This window comes from Dokdonella sp., from assembly GCF_044227025.1.
In the GTDB taxonomy this organism is placed as follows: Bacteria; Pseudomonadota; Gammaproteobacteria; order Xanthomonadales; family Rhodanobacteraceae; genus Dokdonella_A.
The window spans coordinates 267,861-284,066 of sequence record NZ_JBGAFX010000003.1 but is presented as its reverse complement, the minus strand read 5'-3'; the positions used below and the strand labels follow the sequence as shown (position 1 = coordinate 284,066).

The following is a 16,206-nucleotide window of genomic DNA, read 5'->3' as shown; positions in this document are numbered from 1 at the left end:
GTCCGCGACCCGGGCTTGCTCCGGGCCGACGTCGGCGCGCATTATCCGTTAATGCCCCTGAACCACACAAGAAAACTCGCCGCGTTGGTTGCCGCGGGCTCTGCTTTCGTCGCCTCCGCTCCCTCCATCGCGGCAGCCGCCGATGCAAGCCTGCGCGTGCGCTTCGAAACCGCGGGCCTGTCTTCGCGCCAACCGTCGTCGAGCATCGCCATCTACGGGCGGGCACCGGCGAATTGCACGCCGAAGATCGAACGCGTCGATGCGGAGGGTGTCGACCTGTCGGTCGAACTGCACGCCTCGCGCAGCGGTTGCGACAAAGCACACCCGAGTCCGTTCGCGCTGCGCGTCGATACCACGAACATGGCCGGAACGCCGTTGCTGCGCGGACAGGTGTATCGGCTGCGGGTCTATTCCGATGCGGACGGAACCCGTTCGCTGGCGGCGTTCCAACTCGTCGATACCGACTTGTCCGCGAGCATCGAACCGGAGAGCGGCTTCTGGTGGTCGCAGGCCAGTGCGGAAACCGGACCCGCATCGAGCAGCACCGGGATCAGCCTCGAATCGCAGGGAGACCAGATCGCGATCAGCCTGTATGGATTCGCCGAGTCGGGCAGCGCCACCTGGTACTTCGGCAGCGCCCATGTGCGCGGGCGCACCGCGGTCGTCCCCTTGGTCGAACTCGCCAACGGCGATCCACTGTTTTCGCCGACCGGCAGCCCGCCGACCGCACAGTCCGGCCCTCGCCTGGAAATCGAATTCCTTGCACCGACCCGCGCGCGCGCATGGCTGGTGCGGCAACAGGACGGCGTCGGCACGGAGGTGAGAATGCTCTCGCTGTCGCGCATGCGCTTCTCGCCCAGTGAAACCAGCGCCAGCTGGAACGGCCGCTGGGTGCTCGTCGCCGATGACGAGACCGCCCCGCGCCAGTTCGAATTCTCGACGGCCGCACGCCAGGACGCGGATGCGTTCCACCTCGTCGACGGCAGCGCCAACGCAAGCCTCGACTGTCGCAGCAACAGCGCTAGCACCCTGCCCGACCTGTGCACGCTGTCGGACGGCGCGGACGTGCTCGCCGATTTCGATCGAGTCGGCCTCGACCGCCTCGTCGGTCGCCAGGCCAACGGCGCCGCGGTCCGACTGATCCGCGTATCGCCGTAACGGGCTACGGCGCGTCCGGCTTGGCTGCACCACTCATGTGGTCGAGGAAATCCACACCTCGGCGCAGATGCGGTATGACGATCGATCCACCGACCACCAGCCCGACGCTGAACACCTCGAAGAACTCCTCTTCGCTGACGCCCGCATCGAAACACTGCGCGATGTGATAGCTGATGCAGTCATCGCAACGCAGCACCAGCGAAGCGACCAGGCCGAGCATCTCCTTCGTCTTCACGTCGAGCGCGCCGGCCTTGTAGGTCTGCGTGTCGAGCGCGAAGAAGCGCCGGACCACCTGATTGTCCTGGCCGAGGATGCGCTCGTTCATGCGCTGGCGGAACGCGCTGAAGTCGCGCACGCGGTCGTCCCGGGTGGGCTCGCTCATGCCTGGGCCTCCATCAATTCGCGCAGACGTCCGGAACGTTCTGCGCCGACGAGATCGTCGAACCCCCCGACATGCGCGCCATTCACGAAAATCTGCGGCACCGTGCGACGTCCGGCGCTGCGCGCCAGCATCTCCTCGCGACGCGCCGGATCGATGTCCACGCGCACCTCCTCGAACGCGAGACCCTTCTGCTTCAGGAATTGCTTGGCCGACACGCAATACGGACAGATCGCGGTGGTGTAGATCTCGACGCGGTTCATCGGGCAACCCGGCTGGACGACACCGCGCAAGATTGGGGCGGACCGCTGCGCGTTGCAAGATGGGCCCAAGATGGGCCGCAGGACCGCCATGGAATGAATCCCTGCTGAGCCATTCCTTGGCCGTCGCGGGTCCGGTGCTGGCGACGGGAACATGCGCGCGCTACTGTGGTCGAAGTCAGGTCATCGCGCGGTACCGTTTGCCATGCGTTTCTCCCGCCTCGCCAGCGCCCTCACCATCGCCTGCGTCAGCGTGCTGGCTGCTGCGCGCGATCCGGACGTCCGACTGCCCGACATCGGCAGTTCCGCCGCCAGCCTCGCCACTCCGCAGGAGCTACGGGAATATGGCGCCGGCATGCTGCAGGAGATGCGCGCCTACGAGCTCGTCGTGGACGATCCGCTGCTCAGCGACTACATCAACGCGCTCGGCTTTCGGCTGGTCGCGAGCAGCGACCATCCCGATTCAGGGTTCTACTTTTTCATCGTCCGCGACGAGCAGATCAACGCGTTTGCCGCCCCTGGCGGTTTCGTCGCGGCAAACGCCGGCCTGATCACCGCGATGCAGACCGAGGATGAGCTCGCAGGGGTGCTCGCCCACGAGATCTCGCATGTCGAACAGCAGCACATCCTGCGGGCGTTCGAGGACCAGAAGAAGATGTCGATCCCGATCATGCTCGGCATGCTCGGGGTGATCCTCGCCAGCGCGCATCGCAATGACGACACCGCGGCCGCCGCGATGATGACCGGCACCTCGCTGATCCAGCAGCGCCAGATCAATTTCACGCGTGGCGACGAAGCCGAAGCAGACCGCGTCGGCATCCAGACTCTAGCGCGCGCCGGCTTCGATCCACTCGCGATGGCCGGCGCTTTCCAGGCGCTGCAGAAGGTCATGCGCGTCAACGGGGTCGACATCCCGGAATTCCTGCTCGACCACCCGCTCGATACCAAGCGCATCGCCGATGCGAAAGCCCGCGCGGAGCAACTCGGCTGCCCGACGCCGACACCGCTGCGCAGCGACGAACGCATCGGCCACGGACCGCTCGACCTCAGCCTGCCGGCGCGGCGCGGCGCATCCGGGGAAACCTCCACGCCGGACGCAGCGGCCGCCGCCGCGGCGAGCAATGCGACGACGCTGCACGTCGACCCGGTCGGCCACGGCAATGCACTGCCACAAGTCACCATCGCCACCTGCGCACCACGCGGCAAACCGGCGCAAGGCTATTTCGAACTGATGCGCGAGCGTACCCGCGTACTGATCGCGAAGTCGCAAACGACAATCCGCGCCTACTATGCCGACAACCTGCGCGACGACCCTGCGTTCGATACGGTCGCAAACCGCTACGGCTACGCCCTTGCGCTGGTGAACACGCGCGACGCGGCGGCCGCGGTGGCCGAACTCGGAAGGCTGGTGGCACGCGAACCCGCTTCGTTGGTGCTGCGACTCGCGCTTGCGCATGCGCAGGAACAAGCCGGCAGCAAGGCCGAGGCGCTTGCATCCTACGCCCGACTTGCGACCGAATTCCCCGGCAATCGAGCAGTCGCGCTCAACTACAGCGACGCGTTGATCGCCCGCGCGGACGCAACCAGCGCCCGCAGCGCCGTCGACTTGCTGCGCACCCTGGTCCAGCGGCATGCGGACGACCCCGAACTGCAACGAACTTTCGCGCGTGCGAACGAACTCGCCGGCGACAAGGTGCGCGCGGCGGAAGCGTACGCCGAAGCGGCCTGGCTCACCGGACACGCCGAGGATGCACTGAACCAGCTCAAGGCGCTGGCCAAGCAGCCGAACCTGAGCTACTACCAGCGCAGTCGCATCGACTCGCGCATCACTTCGCTCACCCCGGCGGTACTCGCGCTGCGCAAGCGTTCCTCGCCCGGAGAGCCGGGTTCGCTCAGCTTGTCCTGCTGCACGGCGCGCTGAATTGTCACAATTACGCTGGCGCCGCGCGGGACACCGTCGGCGGCACGAGGATGCGGGCATCTCTTTGATGTACCATGCATTTCATGGACTGTGGCAGCAGCGAGACGAGGTCGAGGCACGCCGACCACCTGCCGCCGTGCCGAGTGCTCACCGCCCATGTCATCGCCACGTAACAATGACCGGTTGCAATGATGACGTCATGAAGCGCGCCCGACCGCGCTGCGCGGATGCCCCATGCAAAAGCACATTCTGATCGTAGAAGACGAAACCGCGATCCGCGACATGGTCGCCTTCGCCCTGCGCAAGGCCGGCATGGAAGCGATGCACGCCCCAGACGCACGCGCGGCGCAGAGCGCGATCGGCGAGCGCGTGCCCGACCTCATCCTGCTCGACTGGATGCTGCCCGGCATGAGCGGCATCGACCTCGCGCGACGCCTGCGCAAGGACGAACTCACGCGCGAAGTGCCGATCATCATGCTGACCGCGCGCGGCGAGGAAACCGACCGCGTCGGCGGCCTGGATGCCGGCGTCGACGACTACGTGGTCAAACCGTTCTCGACACGCGAACTGCTTGCGCGCATCCGCGCGGTCATGCGTCGCACCCATGGCGAGGACGCCGAAGGCGTGGTCGAGCTCGGCGGCCTGCGCATAGACAGCGCAGCACACCGCGTATTCTGCGGGGACCAGCCGGTGCATATCGGACCGACCGAATACCGCCTGCTGCATTTCTTCATGACCCATGCCGAGCGCGTCTACACGCGCAGCCAGTTGCTCGATCATGTCTGGGGCGGCGGCGTCTACGTCGAAGAGCGCACCGTCGACGTGCATATCAGGCGCCTGCGCAAGACCCTCGAACCGTTCGCCAAGGATGATCTCGTGCAGACCGTGCGTGGTGCCGGCTATCGTTTCTCGACCAGCATCTAACCCGGCTCCGATGCGCAACCCGGCCATGCCCTCGTGCCACACCGCCTAGGCCGCGCCTGGCGTTCGAGCGGCTGGCGCCTCGCGGTGCTGCTGCTGCTCGCGATGGCCGTCGGCATGCTGACCCACGCACTGTTCGCGTGCCTGCTCGCCGCCCTGCTTGCCACACTCGCGCATGGCGCGTGGCGGCTGGCGCGCTATTCGCGCCTGCTCGCCAGCCGGCGACAGATCCCGCCCGCCGACGGCAGCGGCATCTGGGACGAAGTGCAGAACACGACGCGCAAGCGCCAGATCGCCGCAGTCGGCGACAAGCGACGCATGCTGCGCCTGTTGCGTTCGTTTCGCGACGCCGCCGCGGCACTCCCCGATGCAGTCGTCGCGCTCGACCGCGAACAGCGCATCCAGTGGTTCAATGCCGCGACCGTCCAACTGCTCGGCCTCAAGTATCCGCAGGACCTTGGCGCGCACCTGCCGAATCTGGTGCGCTCGCCACGCTTCGGCGAATGGCTGCTGCGTGAGGGCGACGAGCCGCTGGTCGACCTGCCTTCGCCAGTCAGCGAGGACTTGCGCCTCAGCCTCCGCCTGATCCGCTACACCGACGATCGCGCGCTGCTGGTGGCGCGCGACGTCAGCCAGCTGATGCGGCTGGAGCAAGTGCGGCGGGATTTCGTCGCGAACGTCTCGCATGAACTGCGCACGCCGCTGACCGTCGTGCACGGCTACCTCGACATGATCGAACCGGAACAGGTGCCGGAATACGAGCCGATCCTGCATGAGCTGCGCAATCAATCGCGACGCATGACACAGATCGTCGAGGACCTGCTGACGCTCTCGCGGCTGGAAGCGCGCAGCGACCTGCCGCAGGAACGAATCAGCATGCGCCCGCTGCTCGAAGCCTTGCGCCGCGAAGCCGCGGCCTTGAGCCAGGGCGCGCATGAAGTGACAACCGGGATCGACGACCGCCATGACCTGCTCGGATCGTCGAAGGAACTGCATAGCGCGTTCTCGAACCTGGTCAGCAACGCGGTGCGCTACACGCCGGCGGGCGGGCGCATCACGGTGCGCTGGGAGAGTGACGGCGTCGGCGCACGCCTCTCCGTCAGCGATACCGGCCAGGGCATTCCGGCGCAGCATCTGCCGCGCCTGACCGAGCGCTTCTACCGCGTCTCGACCAGCCGCTCGCGCGAGAGCGGCGGTACCGGGCTCGGTCTCTCGATCGTCAAGCACGTCCTGCAACTGCACCAGGCGCGTCTGGAAATCCGAAGTGAACCCGGCGTCGGCAGCACCTTCGCCTGCGTGTTCGGCGCCGAGCGCCTGCTTGAACCACTCGCGCTCGCGGAAGCGCCATGAGCATCGCGATGCATGCGTTGTGCCTTGCGCTTGCGCTGACGACAAACGCGGCAAGCGCCGTCGACTCCATCGGCGGCACGCTCACCAGTGTCGGCTCCGACACGGCGAGCGCGCTGATGACGCATTGGGCAGCCGGGTTCCAGGCAAGCCATCCCGCAGCGCGCATCCAGGTGCAGGGCAGTGGTTCGGCGAGTGCGCCGATCGCGCTGATCGAAGGCGCCGCCGATCTCGGCCCCATGAGTCGACCGATGAATGCGAGCGAGCAAGCCGCCTTTCGCGAACGCTTCGGCTACGAGCCAACCGGTTTCGTGGTCGCGCATGACGCGATCGCGGTGTTCGTGCATCCGGACAATCCGCGCGCGCGCATCACCCTGGCCGAGATCGATGCGATCTATTCGTCGACGCGCAGCTGCGGTGGCGTACGACCGATCCATCGCTGGGGCGAACTCGATGCTTCGATCCGCGCGCCGGCATTGCAGTCGCCGATACTCGCGACCGGTCGCGACAGCGGTTCCGGCACGCATGAACTCTTCCGCGAGACCGCACTCTGCGGCGGCCGCTACCGCGCCGAGGTCATCGCATGGCCTGGCAACGGTGCCGTCGTAGCGACCGTCGCGCGCAATCCCGAGGCGATCGGCTACGCCGGCCTCGGCTACGTCAATGGCCTGGTCAAGACACTGGCGGTCGCGCGCGACGCAGCGGATGCCGCCACTACGCCGGATGCACAAACCGTCGCCTCGGGACGCTATCCGCTCGCGCGCGCGATCCATGTCTACGTCAACCAGCGCCCGCAACAACCGCTCGCGCCATTGCCACGCGCGTTCATTGCCTACATCCTGTCGGACGAGGGGCAGCAGCTTTTGCGTCACGAAGGTTTCTTACCCCTGGAAGCGGACGAAGTGCGCGAACAACGCGCCTCGCTGCCGTGAGCGTCACCGGATGGACTTGCCGCCATGAACCGTGAAGTACCGCAGGACCTGCGCGACCCGAGTCTCTACCTGAATCGCGAGCTGGCCCAGCTCGAATTCAATTTCCGCGTACTCGCGCAGGCACAGGACCCGCGCGTGCCGCTGCTCGAACGCATGCGCTACCTGTGCATCTCGTGCACCAATCTCGACGAATTCTTCGAAGTGCGCGTCGCCGTGCTGCGCGAGCAGGTCAACCTCAGCGAATTGCGCGCAGGACCGGATGCGATGCCGCCGGGCGAAGTGCTCGGCCTGATCCGCGAACGCGCGCTGGTGCTGGTCAAGGCGCAGTACGACTTCTGGAACGCGGTTCTGCTGCCCGCGCTCGACGCGGAAGGCATCCGCTTCTCCAAACGCGACAGCTGGACCGTCAAGCAGCGCCGCTGGCTGCAGGGCTACTTCCGCAACGAGATCCTGCCGGTGCTGTCGCCGCTCGGACTCGATCCGGCGCATCCGTTCCCGCGCATCCTCAACAAGAGCCTGAACCTTGCAGTCGTACTGAAGGGACGCGACGCGTTCGGTCGCGAAGGCCACATGGCGCTGGTGCGCGCGCCGCGTTCCCTGCCACGCCTGATCCGCCTGCCGGCCGAGGTGTCGGAATCGCCGTACGACTTCGTGTTCCTGTCCAGCATCCTGCACGAGTTCATGGACGAACTGTTCCCGGGCATGCAGGTCAAGGGCTCGTACCAGTTCCGCGTCACCCGCAACAGCGAACTCGTGGTCGACGAGGACGACGTGCAGAACATCGCGCTCGCGCTGCGCGACGAACTCAAGGGTCGCGGCTTCGCGCGGCCGGTGCGCCTGGAGGTCGCCGACAACTGTCCGAAGGCGATCGCCGGAATGCTCGTGCAGAACTTCGAGTTGACCGACTCGGAGGTATACCGCTGCGAAGGCCCGGTCAACGTGAGCCGCGCGAATGTGGTGTACGACCAGATCGATCGGCCCGACCTGAAGTTCCCCGCCTTCACGCCGCGCCTGCTGCCGGTCGTCATCGACGAAGGCAGCCTGTTCGACGCGATCCGCGAACGCGACATCCTGCTGCATCATCCGTTCGAATCGTTCGGCGCGGTGATCGAACTGGTGCGCCAGGCGAGCGTCGATCCGGACGTGCTGGCGATCAAGCAGACCCTCTATCGCGTCGGCAACGATTCGCCGCTGGTCGATCACCTGATCGAGGCGGCGCGCCAGGGCAAGGACGTTACGGTGGTGGTCGAACTGCGCGCGCGCTTCGACGAGGAGGCGAATCTGCGCCTCGCCAATCGCCTGCAGGAAGCCGGCGTGCAGGTCGTGTACGGCGTGGTCGGCTACAAGACCCACGCGAAGATGCTGTTGATCGTGCGCCGCGAACAGGGCGCGCTGCGCCGCTACGCGCACCTGTCGACGGGCAACTATCACCAGATCACCTCGCGCATCTACACCGACTTCGGCCTGATGACCGCGAACCCGGACATCGGCGAGGACGCCCACCTGCTGTTCCTGCAGCTGTCCGGCCTCGGCCCCATCATCAAGCTGAAATGCCTGCTGCATTCGCCGTTCACCCTGCACAAGGGACTGAAGGAAAAGATCGAGCGCGAGATCGTGCATGCGCAAGCCGGCAAGCCCGCGCGCATCATCGCGAAGATGAACGCGTTGAACGAGGAACAGGTCGTCGAGGTGCTGTATCGCGCATCGCAGGCCGGCGTGCAGATCGACTTGATCGTGCGCGGCGCGTGCGCGTTGCGTCCGGGCATTCCGGGCGTGTCCGACAACATCCGCGTTCGCTCGATCGTCGGGCGTTTCCTCGAACACAGCCGCGTGTACTGGTTCCAGAACGACGCAACCCCGGAAGTGTATTGCTCGAGTGCGGACTGGATGGAACGCAACCTGCTGCGACGGATCGAGACCTGCTTCCCGATCCGCGACCCCCAGCTGGCCCAGCGCGTTTGCGACGAATCCCTCACGACCTACCTCGCCGACAACACGCAGGCCTGGCAGTTGCAGCCGGACGGCACCTACCAGCGACTTCTGCCGGGTTCCGACCCGCCGCATTCGGCACAGGCTTCACTGCTCGCGAAGTTCGCTTCGTAATGCCGACATCCGTTCGTGCCACCGGCCTGCGTTGAGGGCGAACGGGGGCCCCAGGGATTCGAACGCGGCGCGCCCGGTTGCCCGCTGAAGCCGATCTGCAATGTGCGACAATCGACGAACCCAGCGAGCGAGCCGACGACGTGAAGGACGCGCCTGCCCAACTGCGTGATGGCGAGCTGCTAGCGGCAGTCGATCTCGGCTCCAACAGCTTCCACCTCGTCGTCGCGCGCTACGAGCACGGTGGACTGCGCCTGATCGACCGACTGCGCGACAGCGTGCGCATGGCGATGGGACTGGGTGCGAACGGCAGTCTCGACGCGGCGCACCGCGAGCGTGCCCTCACCTGCCTCGCGCGCTTCGGTCAGCGCCTGCGCGCGCTGCCGCACGAGCGGGTGCGCGCGGTCGCCACCAATACCGTGCGCCGCCTCGCCAATCCGCAGGCGTTCCTGCTGCCGGCCGAAACCGCGCTCGGCCATCCGATCGAAATCGTGAGTGGCCGCGAGGAAGCACGCCTGATCTACCTCGGCGTGTCGCACGACCTCGCCGAGTCGACCCAGCGTCGCCTGGTCGTCGACATCGGCGGCGGCAGCACCGAGTTCATCATCGGCCAGGGCTTCGACGCGCTCGAAACCGAAAGCATCCAGGTTGGCTGCGTCGCCAGCACCCTGCGCTTCTTCGGCGACGGCAAATTCACGCCCAAGCGCTGGAAGCAGGCGCAGACCGAGATTGCTGTGGAGCTGCAACAGTTTGCCGAGGACTATCGCGCGCGCGGCTGGGGCGAGGCGATCGGCTCGTCCGGCACCGCCAAGGCGATCGGCAGCGTGGTACAGGCGAACGGCTGGAGCGAGCAAGGCATCAGCGCCTCGTCGCTGCTGCGCTTGCGCGACGCGATCCTCGAAGCCGGCAGTGTCGAAAACCTGCGGCTGGCGGGTCTCGCCGAAGATCGCACGCCGATCATCGCCGCTGGCGTCGCGATCCTCGAAACGGTGTTCGCGATGTTCCGTCTCGAGCACATGGGCGTGTGCGAAACCGCGATGCGCGAGGGATTGCTGTACGACATGGTCGGCCGCGCGATGCACGGCGATCCACGCGCCGCCAGCATCACGGCACTCGCGTCGCGATACGCGGTCGACCGAGGCCAGGCCGCGCGCGTGCACCACGCCGCGCTGGAACTGTTCGAGCAGGTCGCCGACGCCTGGCAGCTTGGCAGCCTCGAGCGCGACCTGCTCGGCTGGGCCGCCGACATCCACGAGATCGGCCTGGCGATCGCACACAGCCTGCATCACATCCACGGCGCCTACATCGTCGCGAATTCCGACCTCGCCGGCTTCAGCCGCCAGGGTCAGCAGGCGCTCGCGGCGATCATCCGCTCGCACCGGCGCAAGCCCGACCGCGAAACGATCGACGCACTGCCCGAACGGCTGCGCCAGCCGGTGCGCCGCGTGACCGCATTGCTGCGCCTGGCGGCCCTGCTCGAACGCGCCCGCACGACCGAACCACTGCCTCCGCTGCGCCTCGATGCCGAAGATCGCGCCCTGCGCCTCGAGCTTCCCAGTCGCTGGCTCGAGCAGCACCCACTGACTCGTGCCGACCTCGAACAGGAACGCGACCAGATCAAGCAGCTCGACCTCAAATTGCAGGTCCGGCCGCTGGAGAAGGCCGCCGCCTGAGGCCGGCAGAACCTGGCGACGCATGGGGATGCGATTCGGTGTGGCGGTCGCGCGCAGGGTGCGCTGCTGCGAGAAGGGCGTTCGCGGACGGCGGACATCGCTCCACAGGGAACTCGGCCCGACCCATCTCCCTCGGCTCTCATTCCCCACATCGAATGACTCGCCGGATTGCAGCGCCTATCATTCGCCTTCCCGACCCCCTGTGGAGATTTACCGATGATCCGACGCCTGTTGCTCGCATTCGCCCTGATGCTGCCCGCGCTCGCGCTCGCCCAGGCGCCGGCTGCGCCGGCGGCCAAGCCGGCGGCGAAAGCCGCCACCAAGGCTGTCGCCGCAAAATCCGCCGCGAAAGCGCCCGTCAAGGCCGAGGCGAAAGCCGAGGCAGCGACTTCGACCGAGGCACCGGCACCGTCGAAAGTGCTGCTCAAGACCAGCCTCGGCGACATCACGCTCGAGCTGTACCCGGACAAGGCGCCGAAGTCGGTCGACAACTTCCTCACCTACGTCAAGCTCGGCTTCTATGACGGCACCGTGTTCCATCGCGTGATCGCCAACTTCATGATCCAGGGCGGCGGCTTCACGCCCGACCTGCGCCAGAAGAAGACGCGCGCACCAGTCGTCAATGAATCGAAGAACGGCCTCAGCAACCTGCGTGGCACGCTCGCAATGGCGCGCACTGCCGACCCGAATTCCGCGACCGCGCAGTTCTTCATCAACACCGTCGACAATCCGCGCCTCGACTACGCGGGCGACGCGAACCCCGGATACTGCGTGTTCGGCAAGGTCGTCAGCGGCCTCGACGTCGTCGACAAGATCCGCGCGGTGCAGACCGGCGCGCAGGGCCCGTTCCCGAGCGACGTGCCGACCACCGCGGTTCTGATCGAAAAGGCGAGCATCCTGCCCTGAGTCATCGTTGACGCCGGCCCTCTTCCTACGGGAGAGGGCCGGATACGGAAAGCCGCGCCGGCCCGATCCCGACCCCGTCACCTCGGCTGCCTGATGACCACACTGTTCATTTCCGATCTGCATCTCGACGCATCGCGGCCGCACATCAGCCAGCTGTTCGTCGACTTCGTGCACTCGGAAGCGACCCGGGCGAACGCGCTCTACATCATCGGCGACCTGTTCGAGGCGTGGATCGGCGACGACGCGGCGGATGCGACCGCTGACCAGGTGGCAGCCGCACTCGCGTCGCTGCATGCGCGCAACGTGCCCTGCTTCTTCATCCACGGCAACCGCGACTTCCTTCTCGGCGACGCCTATGCACGCCGCGCTCGCATGACCCTGCTGCCGGATCCGAGCATCGTCGAGATCGAAGGCGAACGCATCCTGCTCATGCACGGCGATACGCTGTGCACGGACGATGCGCCGTATCAGGCATTCCGCGCGCAGTCACGCAACCCGGCGTGGCAGCGCGCGTTCCTCGCGCGACCAGTGGTCGAGCGCCAGGCATTTGCGGCGCAAGCGCGCGCGGAGAGCCAGCGCTACACGCGCTCGATCGGCGACGCGATCACCGACGTGAACGCAGCAGAAGTGCTGTCGGAGCTTCGCCAGCACGGCGTGCGGAGGATGATCCACGGACACACCCACCGACCCGCGATCCATGCCATCGACCTCGGCGGCGACGACGCCGAGCGCGTGGTCCTCGGCGACTGGTACGAACAAGGAAGCGTGCTTCGCTGCTCAGGCGGTCTCACGGCACTGGATGCCGTACGTTAGGGCCCGCCGCCTGTTCGGAGCTCCGACGCCGTTTCCGGCAGCGAAACCTCCGTACCTGGCGATTGGCGAAGCAAGCAGCGATGCAAGATCGAATCAGTCGATCGAAAAGGCCTGCAGGCTTACCGGCACATAGCCGTTCGTGGACAGAATGACAGCACCACATGCGCCGGAGGCATCGGCAGACGCGGCCGTCACGGCGAGGAAATAGGACCCGGGTGATACACCGGCCAAGGGGAGCGGATTGGCCGTATCCCCGGACGCCACGCAGCCACTGCCGCTGGCACAGGTGGACGAATACAGATAGATGACCGGATTGAATCCGGCAGCGCCACCCGACACGGCGATCTGCGAGGCCGTAAAACCGGCGGCAAAGCTCAGCTGCCATACCGCATCATTCTTGCCCGCGGAATCGAGGAAATCGCAGTACAGCGCGACCGATTCCGACCCGCTGCAAAGATCCATCACCAGCGCGGGGGCCCCGCTTGGCGACGGCGTCCACACGCCCGGCGCCGCGCACGTTTGCGCATTTACCGAGCCGGCGCCCAGGAAACCCGCAAACACAATGACTGCGAATGCTGCATGTTTCATTTGTGCATACCCTATTTGGCGACCGCCTTCTGCGGCGGCGTGAGGTTGCCCTTGCTGCCATCCTTGTTCAGCAGGCCCACATAGTACCAGTAGGTCTTGCCGCTGGTCGCGGTGTTGTCGCGCCATTGGTAGCTCGCGCCGCCTTCGCCAACGGCGGTGGTTGCTATCGTGTCCTTGTTGATGCGGACGAAGGGCCCGGATTCCGAGTCCGCTCGATAGATCGCGTAGCCGTGGATCGCCGATTCATGCAGCACCGACCATTTCAGCAGCGGGCCGTTTCCTGCCGGCGGCGGCACCGGGGTTTCCTTTTCCACATTGGCCCTCAGTGCTTCCTTCAGGTCGACGCCCTTGCGCGGGGCCGCCGGAGAATCGAGCGCGACACCGCGCTTGGCCTGTGCTTCGGCCGCCTTCTGCATTTCCTCGCCGAGGTCGCGCACCTGGGTATGAGGCCCGACCAGCATTCCCCACACGACGACCGGCAGCTCACGCTGCAGACCGGGCAGTTCGATCCGAATGCTGTCACCGATCGCGCCGGTCGGCTGGTCTTCGGCGACGTGAAAGCGCACGAGTCGGCAACCGGCCTGGGCGGGAACGCAGGATTCGACGCTTGCGTTTCCACGCAGGCGTTCCGCATGCACCTTGCCGACTTCGAAATCCTTTCCGTCGCGACTGGTCAGGCGCACGAGGAATTCGTTCTTGTTGCCTTTGCGCATCAGGCCGAGGGAAAGTGGATTCGCGTCCGGAACCACCTCGCCGTGGACGTCGATGCGCACCGCCACCCAGGCTTCGCGCTGGTTCGGTGTGTTGATCTCCACGCGAATTTTGCCGTCTTCTTGCAGTCCCCACGGCAGCTCGGAGCGCGTTCGCGCGACCACCGTCTTGCCGTCGGCGCCTATGCGTGCGTCGATGTACGCAGGTGCCGCGAGAATCTTCACGATGCGGAAGTCGCTGACCTCTCGGCTGGACAGGGCAACGGTCTTTTCGACCGGCTCGCCGGGCACGTTGACGACGCCGAAATCGAGTTTCGGCTTGCCGTCTTCCAACGCACTGCCGACGAAACCGGTGATTTCCGCGTTGCGTTTTTCCTGACCTGCTTCGTCGGTGACGAGGCGGAACAACCGGATCGCGTGACCGAGCTCGTTGTTCCAGTTCACGCGCGCCTGCGCGTATACCGTGGCGTGCGGCGGCACCACCAACGGGATGCCGGCCACGCTGTCGCCCGGTACCGCTGCAATGGCGCTCTGGATCGTGATGGGCTTGTCGCCGGAATTGCTCAGCTGCAGCGAGCAGCTTGTCGCGCCGAACTGGTAGGCCTCGTCGAATTCGCATCGCTTGATCTGAAGATGCGACGGCGAAGGCGAAGATGCGGAAATTGCCGCCGAGGCGAGCAAGGGTAGGAACTGGAGGGCCATGCTGAAATTCCCAGACGTTGCAGACCGGAACAGACCGCGCTCCCGCGCGAAGGTTCCACTCCGGGCGCTTGCGGCAGGCTGCTGCACGCCAGGCTCGCGTGCGCGGTTTGGTGATGCGCAGGCAAAAAAAGACCCACCCGTCGCCGGGTGGGTCTTCGGGTCGATCAAGAAGCCGGATTACCCGACCGTGAAGCTCTGCAGGGAAACCGGGAACGTGCCGTTGGTGCCCAAGGTCACCGAACCGCATGCGCCCGACGCGTCGGACGACGCAGCGGAAGCGGCAAGGAAGTACGAGCCCGCGGCGGTGCCGGCCAGCGGAATCGGATTGCCCGAGTCACCCGACTGCACGCAGCCGCTGCCCGTTGCGCAGGCCGCGGTGTACATGTAGATGACCGGGTTGAAGCCAGCCGCACCACCGGTCACGGTGATCTGCGTCGCCGTGAAACCGGCGGCGAACGTGACCTGCCACACCGCGTCGTTCTTGCCCGCGGAGTCGAGGAAATCGCAGTACAGCGCGACCGAGTCGGAGCCCGCGCACAGATCCGAGCTCACGGAGGGAGTGCCCGCCGCATCGGGAGTCCAAGTGCCGGGGGTCGTGCAGGTCTGCGCCATGGCGGCACCCGAGGTGAAAGCACCCGCGATCAGCAGGCCGAGACAGAGTTTCTTCATGTTGTCACTCCAATCAGGTGAATCAGAATTATTAGCTGCCGATATAGGTCGAACGACGCGAATCAAACGTGTCGAAACCGATGAGCTGACCATTATGCGTGTTCTTGAAGCTCGGCGACGGTGCGCCGAGACCCAGCACGCCCTTGTCGACGCCGATCCAGTCTGCGTTGCCACCGGTGATTGCGACCGTACCGGTCGCCGCAGGCTCGGTCGTGCCGGCCGGAGCATTCAGCCAGTACTTGAGCGTGCCCGAGGCACCGATCGTCAGATCGACTTCGATGCGATTCACGCCAGCCGGCAGGTCAGCAGTCTGGCCGGAGCAACGGAAGCTCGCGCCGCCGGCGCAAGAGGCGACGAACGAGATGCGCTTCGCACCGCCCGCACCCGGAACCAGCGCAAGCTGCAGGATCGGCACGCGGCCGTGCGCGGCAGCGGCGGCGTTCGCCGAAAACGCGCTGACGGCGTCGGTCAGGCCGAAAGTGCCGGTCGCGTCGGCATTGATGAGAAACTGAAAGCGATACCGCGGCTCGTTTGCCGGCGTATCGTCAAGCACGGTCGCCAGCGAGGCGAACGAGTTGCCAAGCTGCGCATTGAGCTTGCACTCGCTGCCATCGAGGCCCGGCGTCGCGATCGCGACCGTACCACCGCTCAGCTGCGCCTTGCTCGTCCACGCGCCACCATCGGCGACGGCCGGGCCAGCCGGGCAAACCGCCAGAGCGCTGCCTGCATAACCGCAAAGGCCAACCAGGGCGAGCGAAAGAACCTTCATCTTTGCATTCATGGAATATCTCCCAGAGTGTCTCGGGCGGAGCGTTTGCCCCAGTCCCCATTGGTTAAATTGGTCAACCAAGCCCGATCCGCGCGGACAATAGTGCAATCTTTAACACCATGTCAACACGGATTGGACGTGGGCTCGGCCGACCTTCCCGTTTCGAGACGGACTCCCCATTACGGGGGGCCCGGACCCCGGCTAGCGGCGTTTGCCTCCAGCCCACGATGCTCAATGACGCACGAGCGAAGGAGAACCGGACACGACATGCGCACAAAGCCGACCGGGATGATCACGCGCGGGCCACCCAAGCGCCTGCGCGGCTCGCTCCTTCTCCTGCAAGCCCCTATATAGCAAG

The 16,206-nt window shown here is 66.1% G+C and carries 15 protein-coding genes; 9 read left to right on the top strand and 6 right to left on the bottom strand.

Annotated elements, in window-relative coordinates; translation table 11 throughout:
* Positions 1 to 51 precede the first annotated feature (51 nt).
* Positions 52 to 1,158: a hypothetical protein gene (locus tag ACILRJ_RS09005; RefSeq protein WP_395682552.1), complete on the top strand. Its 1,107-nt coding sequence runs from the start codon at positions 52 to 54 to the stop codon at positions 1,156 to 1,158.
* Between the two features lie 4 nt (positions 1,159 to 1,162).
* Here ACILRJ_RS09005 and ACILRJ_RS09000 read toward each other — a convergent pair whose 3' ends face one another.
* Positions 1,163 to 1,540 (bottom strand): carboxymuconolactone decarboxylase family protein, encoded by a 378-nt coding sequence (locus ACILRJ_RS09000; RefSeq protein ID WP_395682550.1) that lies wholly within the window; start codon positions 1,538 to 1,540, stop codon positions 1,163 to 1,165.
* A complete protein-coding gene (gene grxC, locus ACILRJ_RS08995; RefSeq protein ID WP_395682548.1) occupies positions 1,537 to 1,800 on the bottom strand; it encodes a glutaredoxin 3 in 264 nt (87 codons plus the stop codon). Before grxC ends, ACILRJ_RS09000 begins: the two co-directional genes overlap by 4 nt.
* A 202-nt stretch (positions 1,801 to 2,002) precedes the next feature.
* Here grxC and ACILRJ_RS08990 point away from each other — a divergent pair, with 202 nt between their 5' ends.
* The 8 genes from ACILRJ_RS08990 to ACILRJ_RS08955 all read left to right on the top strand — a co-directional run bounded on the left by ACILRJ_RS08990 (position 2,003) and on the right by ACILRJ_RS08955 (position 12,410).
* Entirely contained in the window at positions 2,003 to 3,718 is a 1,716-nt protein-coding gene (locus ACILRJ_RS08990) for a M48 family metalloprotease (RefSeq protein ID WP_395682546.1), read from the top strand.
* A 234-nt stretch (positions 3,719 to 3,952) separates the two neighbouring features.
* Positions 3,953 to 4,642, top strand: a complete 690-nt coding sequence (phoB, locus tag ACILRJ_RS08985; protein ID WP_395682544.1) for a phosphate regulon transcriptional regulator PhoB — start codon at positions 3,953 to 3,955, stop codon at positions 4,640 to 4,642.
* Positions 4,643 to 4,675: 33 nt separating this feature from the next.
* Entirely contained in the window at positions 4,676 to 5,989 is a 1,314-nt protein-coding gene (phoR, locus tag ACILRJ_RS08980; RefSeq protein WP_395682542.1) for a phosphate regulon sensor histidine kinase PhoR, read from the top strand.
* Complete coding sequence (locus ACILRJ_RS08975) at positions 5,986 to 6,918, top strand: PstS family phosphate ABC transporter substrate-binding protein (protein ID WP_395682540.1); 933 nt, start codon at positions 5,986 to 5,988, stop codon at positions 6,916 to 6,918. Before phoR ends, ACILRJ_RS08975 begins: the two co-directional genes overlap by 4 nt.
* A 24-nt stretch (positions 6,919 to 6,942) precedes the next feature.
* The gene (gene ppk1 / locus ACILRJ_RS08970) at positions 6,943 to 9,021 is read left to right on the top strand and encodes a polyphosphate kinase 1 (RefSeq protein WP_395682538.1); all 2,079 of its coding nucleotides are present in this window, start codon (positions 6,943 to 6,945) and stop codon (positions 9,019 to 9,021) included.
* Positions 9,022 to 9,161: 140 nt separating this feature from the next.
* Positions 9,162 to 10,691 (top strand): exopolyphosphatase, encoded by a 1,530-nt coding sequence (gene ppx / locus ACILRJ_RS08965; protein WP_395682536.1) that lies wholly within the window; start codon positions 9,162 to 9,164, stop codon positions 10,689 to 10,691.
* Between the two features lie 216 nt (positions 10,692 to 10,907).
* Positions 10,908 to 11,597 (top strand): peptidylprolyl isomerase, encoded by a 690-nt coding sequence (locus ACILRJ_RS08960; RefSeq protein WP_395682534.1) that lies wholly within the window; start codon positions 10,908 to 10,910, stop codon positions 11,595 to 11,597.
* A gap of 93 nt (positions 11,598 to 11,690) precedes the next feature.
* Complete coding sequence (locus tag ACILRJ_RS08955; protein ID WP_395682532.1) at positions 11,691 to 12,410, top strand: UDP-2,3-diacylglucosamine diphosphatase; 720 nt, start codon at positions 11,691 to 11,693, stop codon at positions 12,408 to 12,410.
* A gap of 93 nt (positions 12,411 to 12,503) precedes the next feature.
* Here the strand turns inward: ACILRJ_RS08955 and ACILRJ_RS08950 are convergent, their stop codons facing one another.
* The 4 genes from ACILRJ_RS08950 to ACILRJ_RS08935 all read right to left on the bottom strand — a co-directional run bounded on the left by ACILRJ_RS08950 (position 12,504) and on the right by ACILRJ_RS08935 (position 15,860).
* Positions 12,504 to 12,998 carry a hypothetical protein gene (locus ACILRJ_RS08950; RefSeq protein WP_395682530.1) on the bottom strand — a complete coding sequence of 165 codons (495 nt, stop codon included), beginning with the start codon at positions 12,996 to 12,998 and terminating at the stop codon, positions 12,504 to 12,506.
* 11 nt (positions 12,999 to 13,009) lie between these two features.
* A complete protein-coding gene (locus tag ACILRJ_RS08945) occupies positions 13,010 to 14,410 on the bottom strand; it encodes a hypothetical protein (RefSeq protein WP_395682528.1) in 1,401 nt (466 codons plus the stop codon).
* A 177-nt stretch (positions 14,411 to 14,587) separates the two neighbouring features.
* On the bottom strand, positions 14,588 to 15,079 hold the full coding sequence (locus ACILRJ_RS08940) for a hypothetical protein (protein WP_395682526.1): 492 nt from the start codon (positions 15,077 to 15,079) through the stop codon (positions 14,588 to 14,590).
* 31 nt (positions 15,080 to 15,110) lie between these two features.
* Positions 15,111 to 15,860, bottom strand: a complete 750-nt coding sequence (locus ACILRJ_RS08935) for a hypothetical protein (protein ID WP_395682524.1) — start codon at positions 15,858 to 15,860, stop codon at positions 15,111 to 15,113.
* Positions 15,861 to 16,206: the final 346 nt, after the last annotated feature.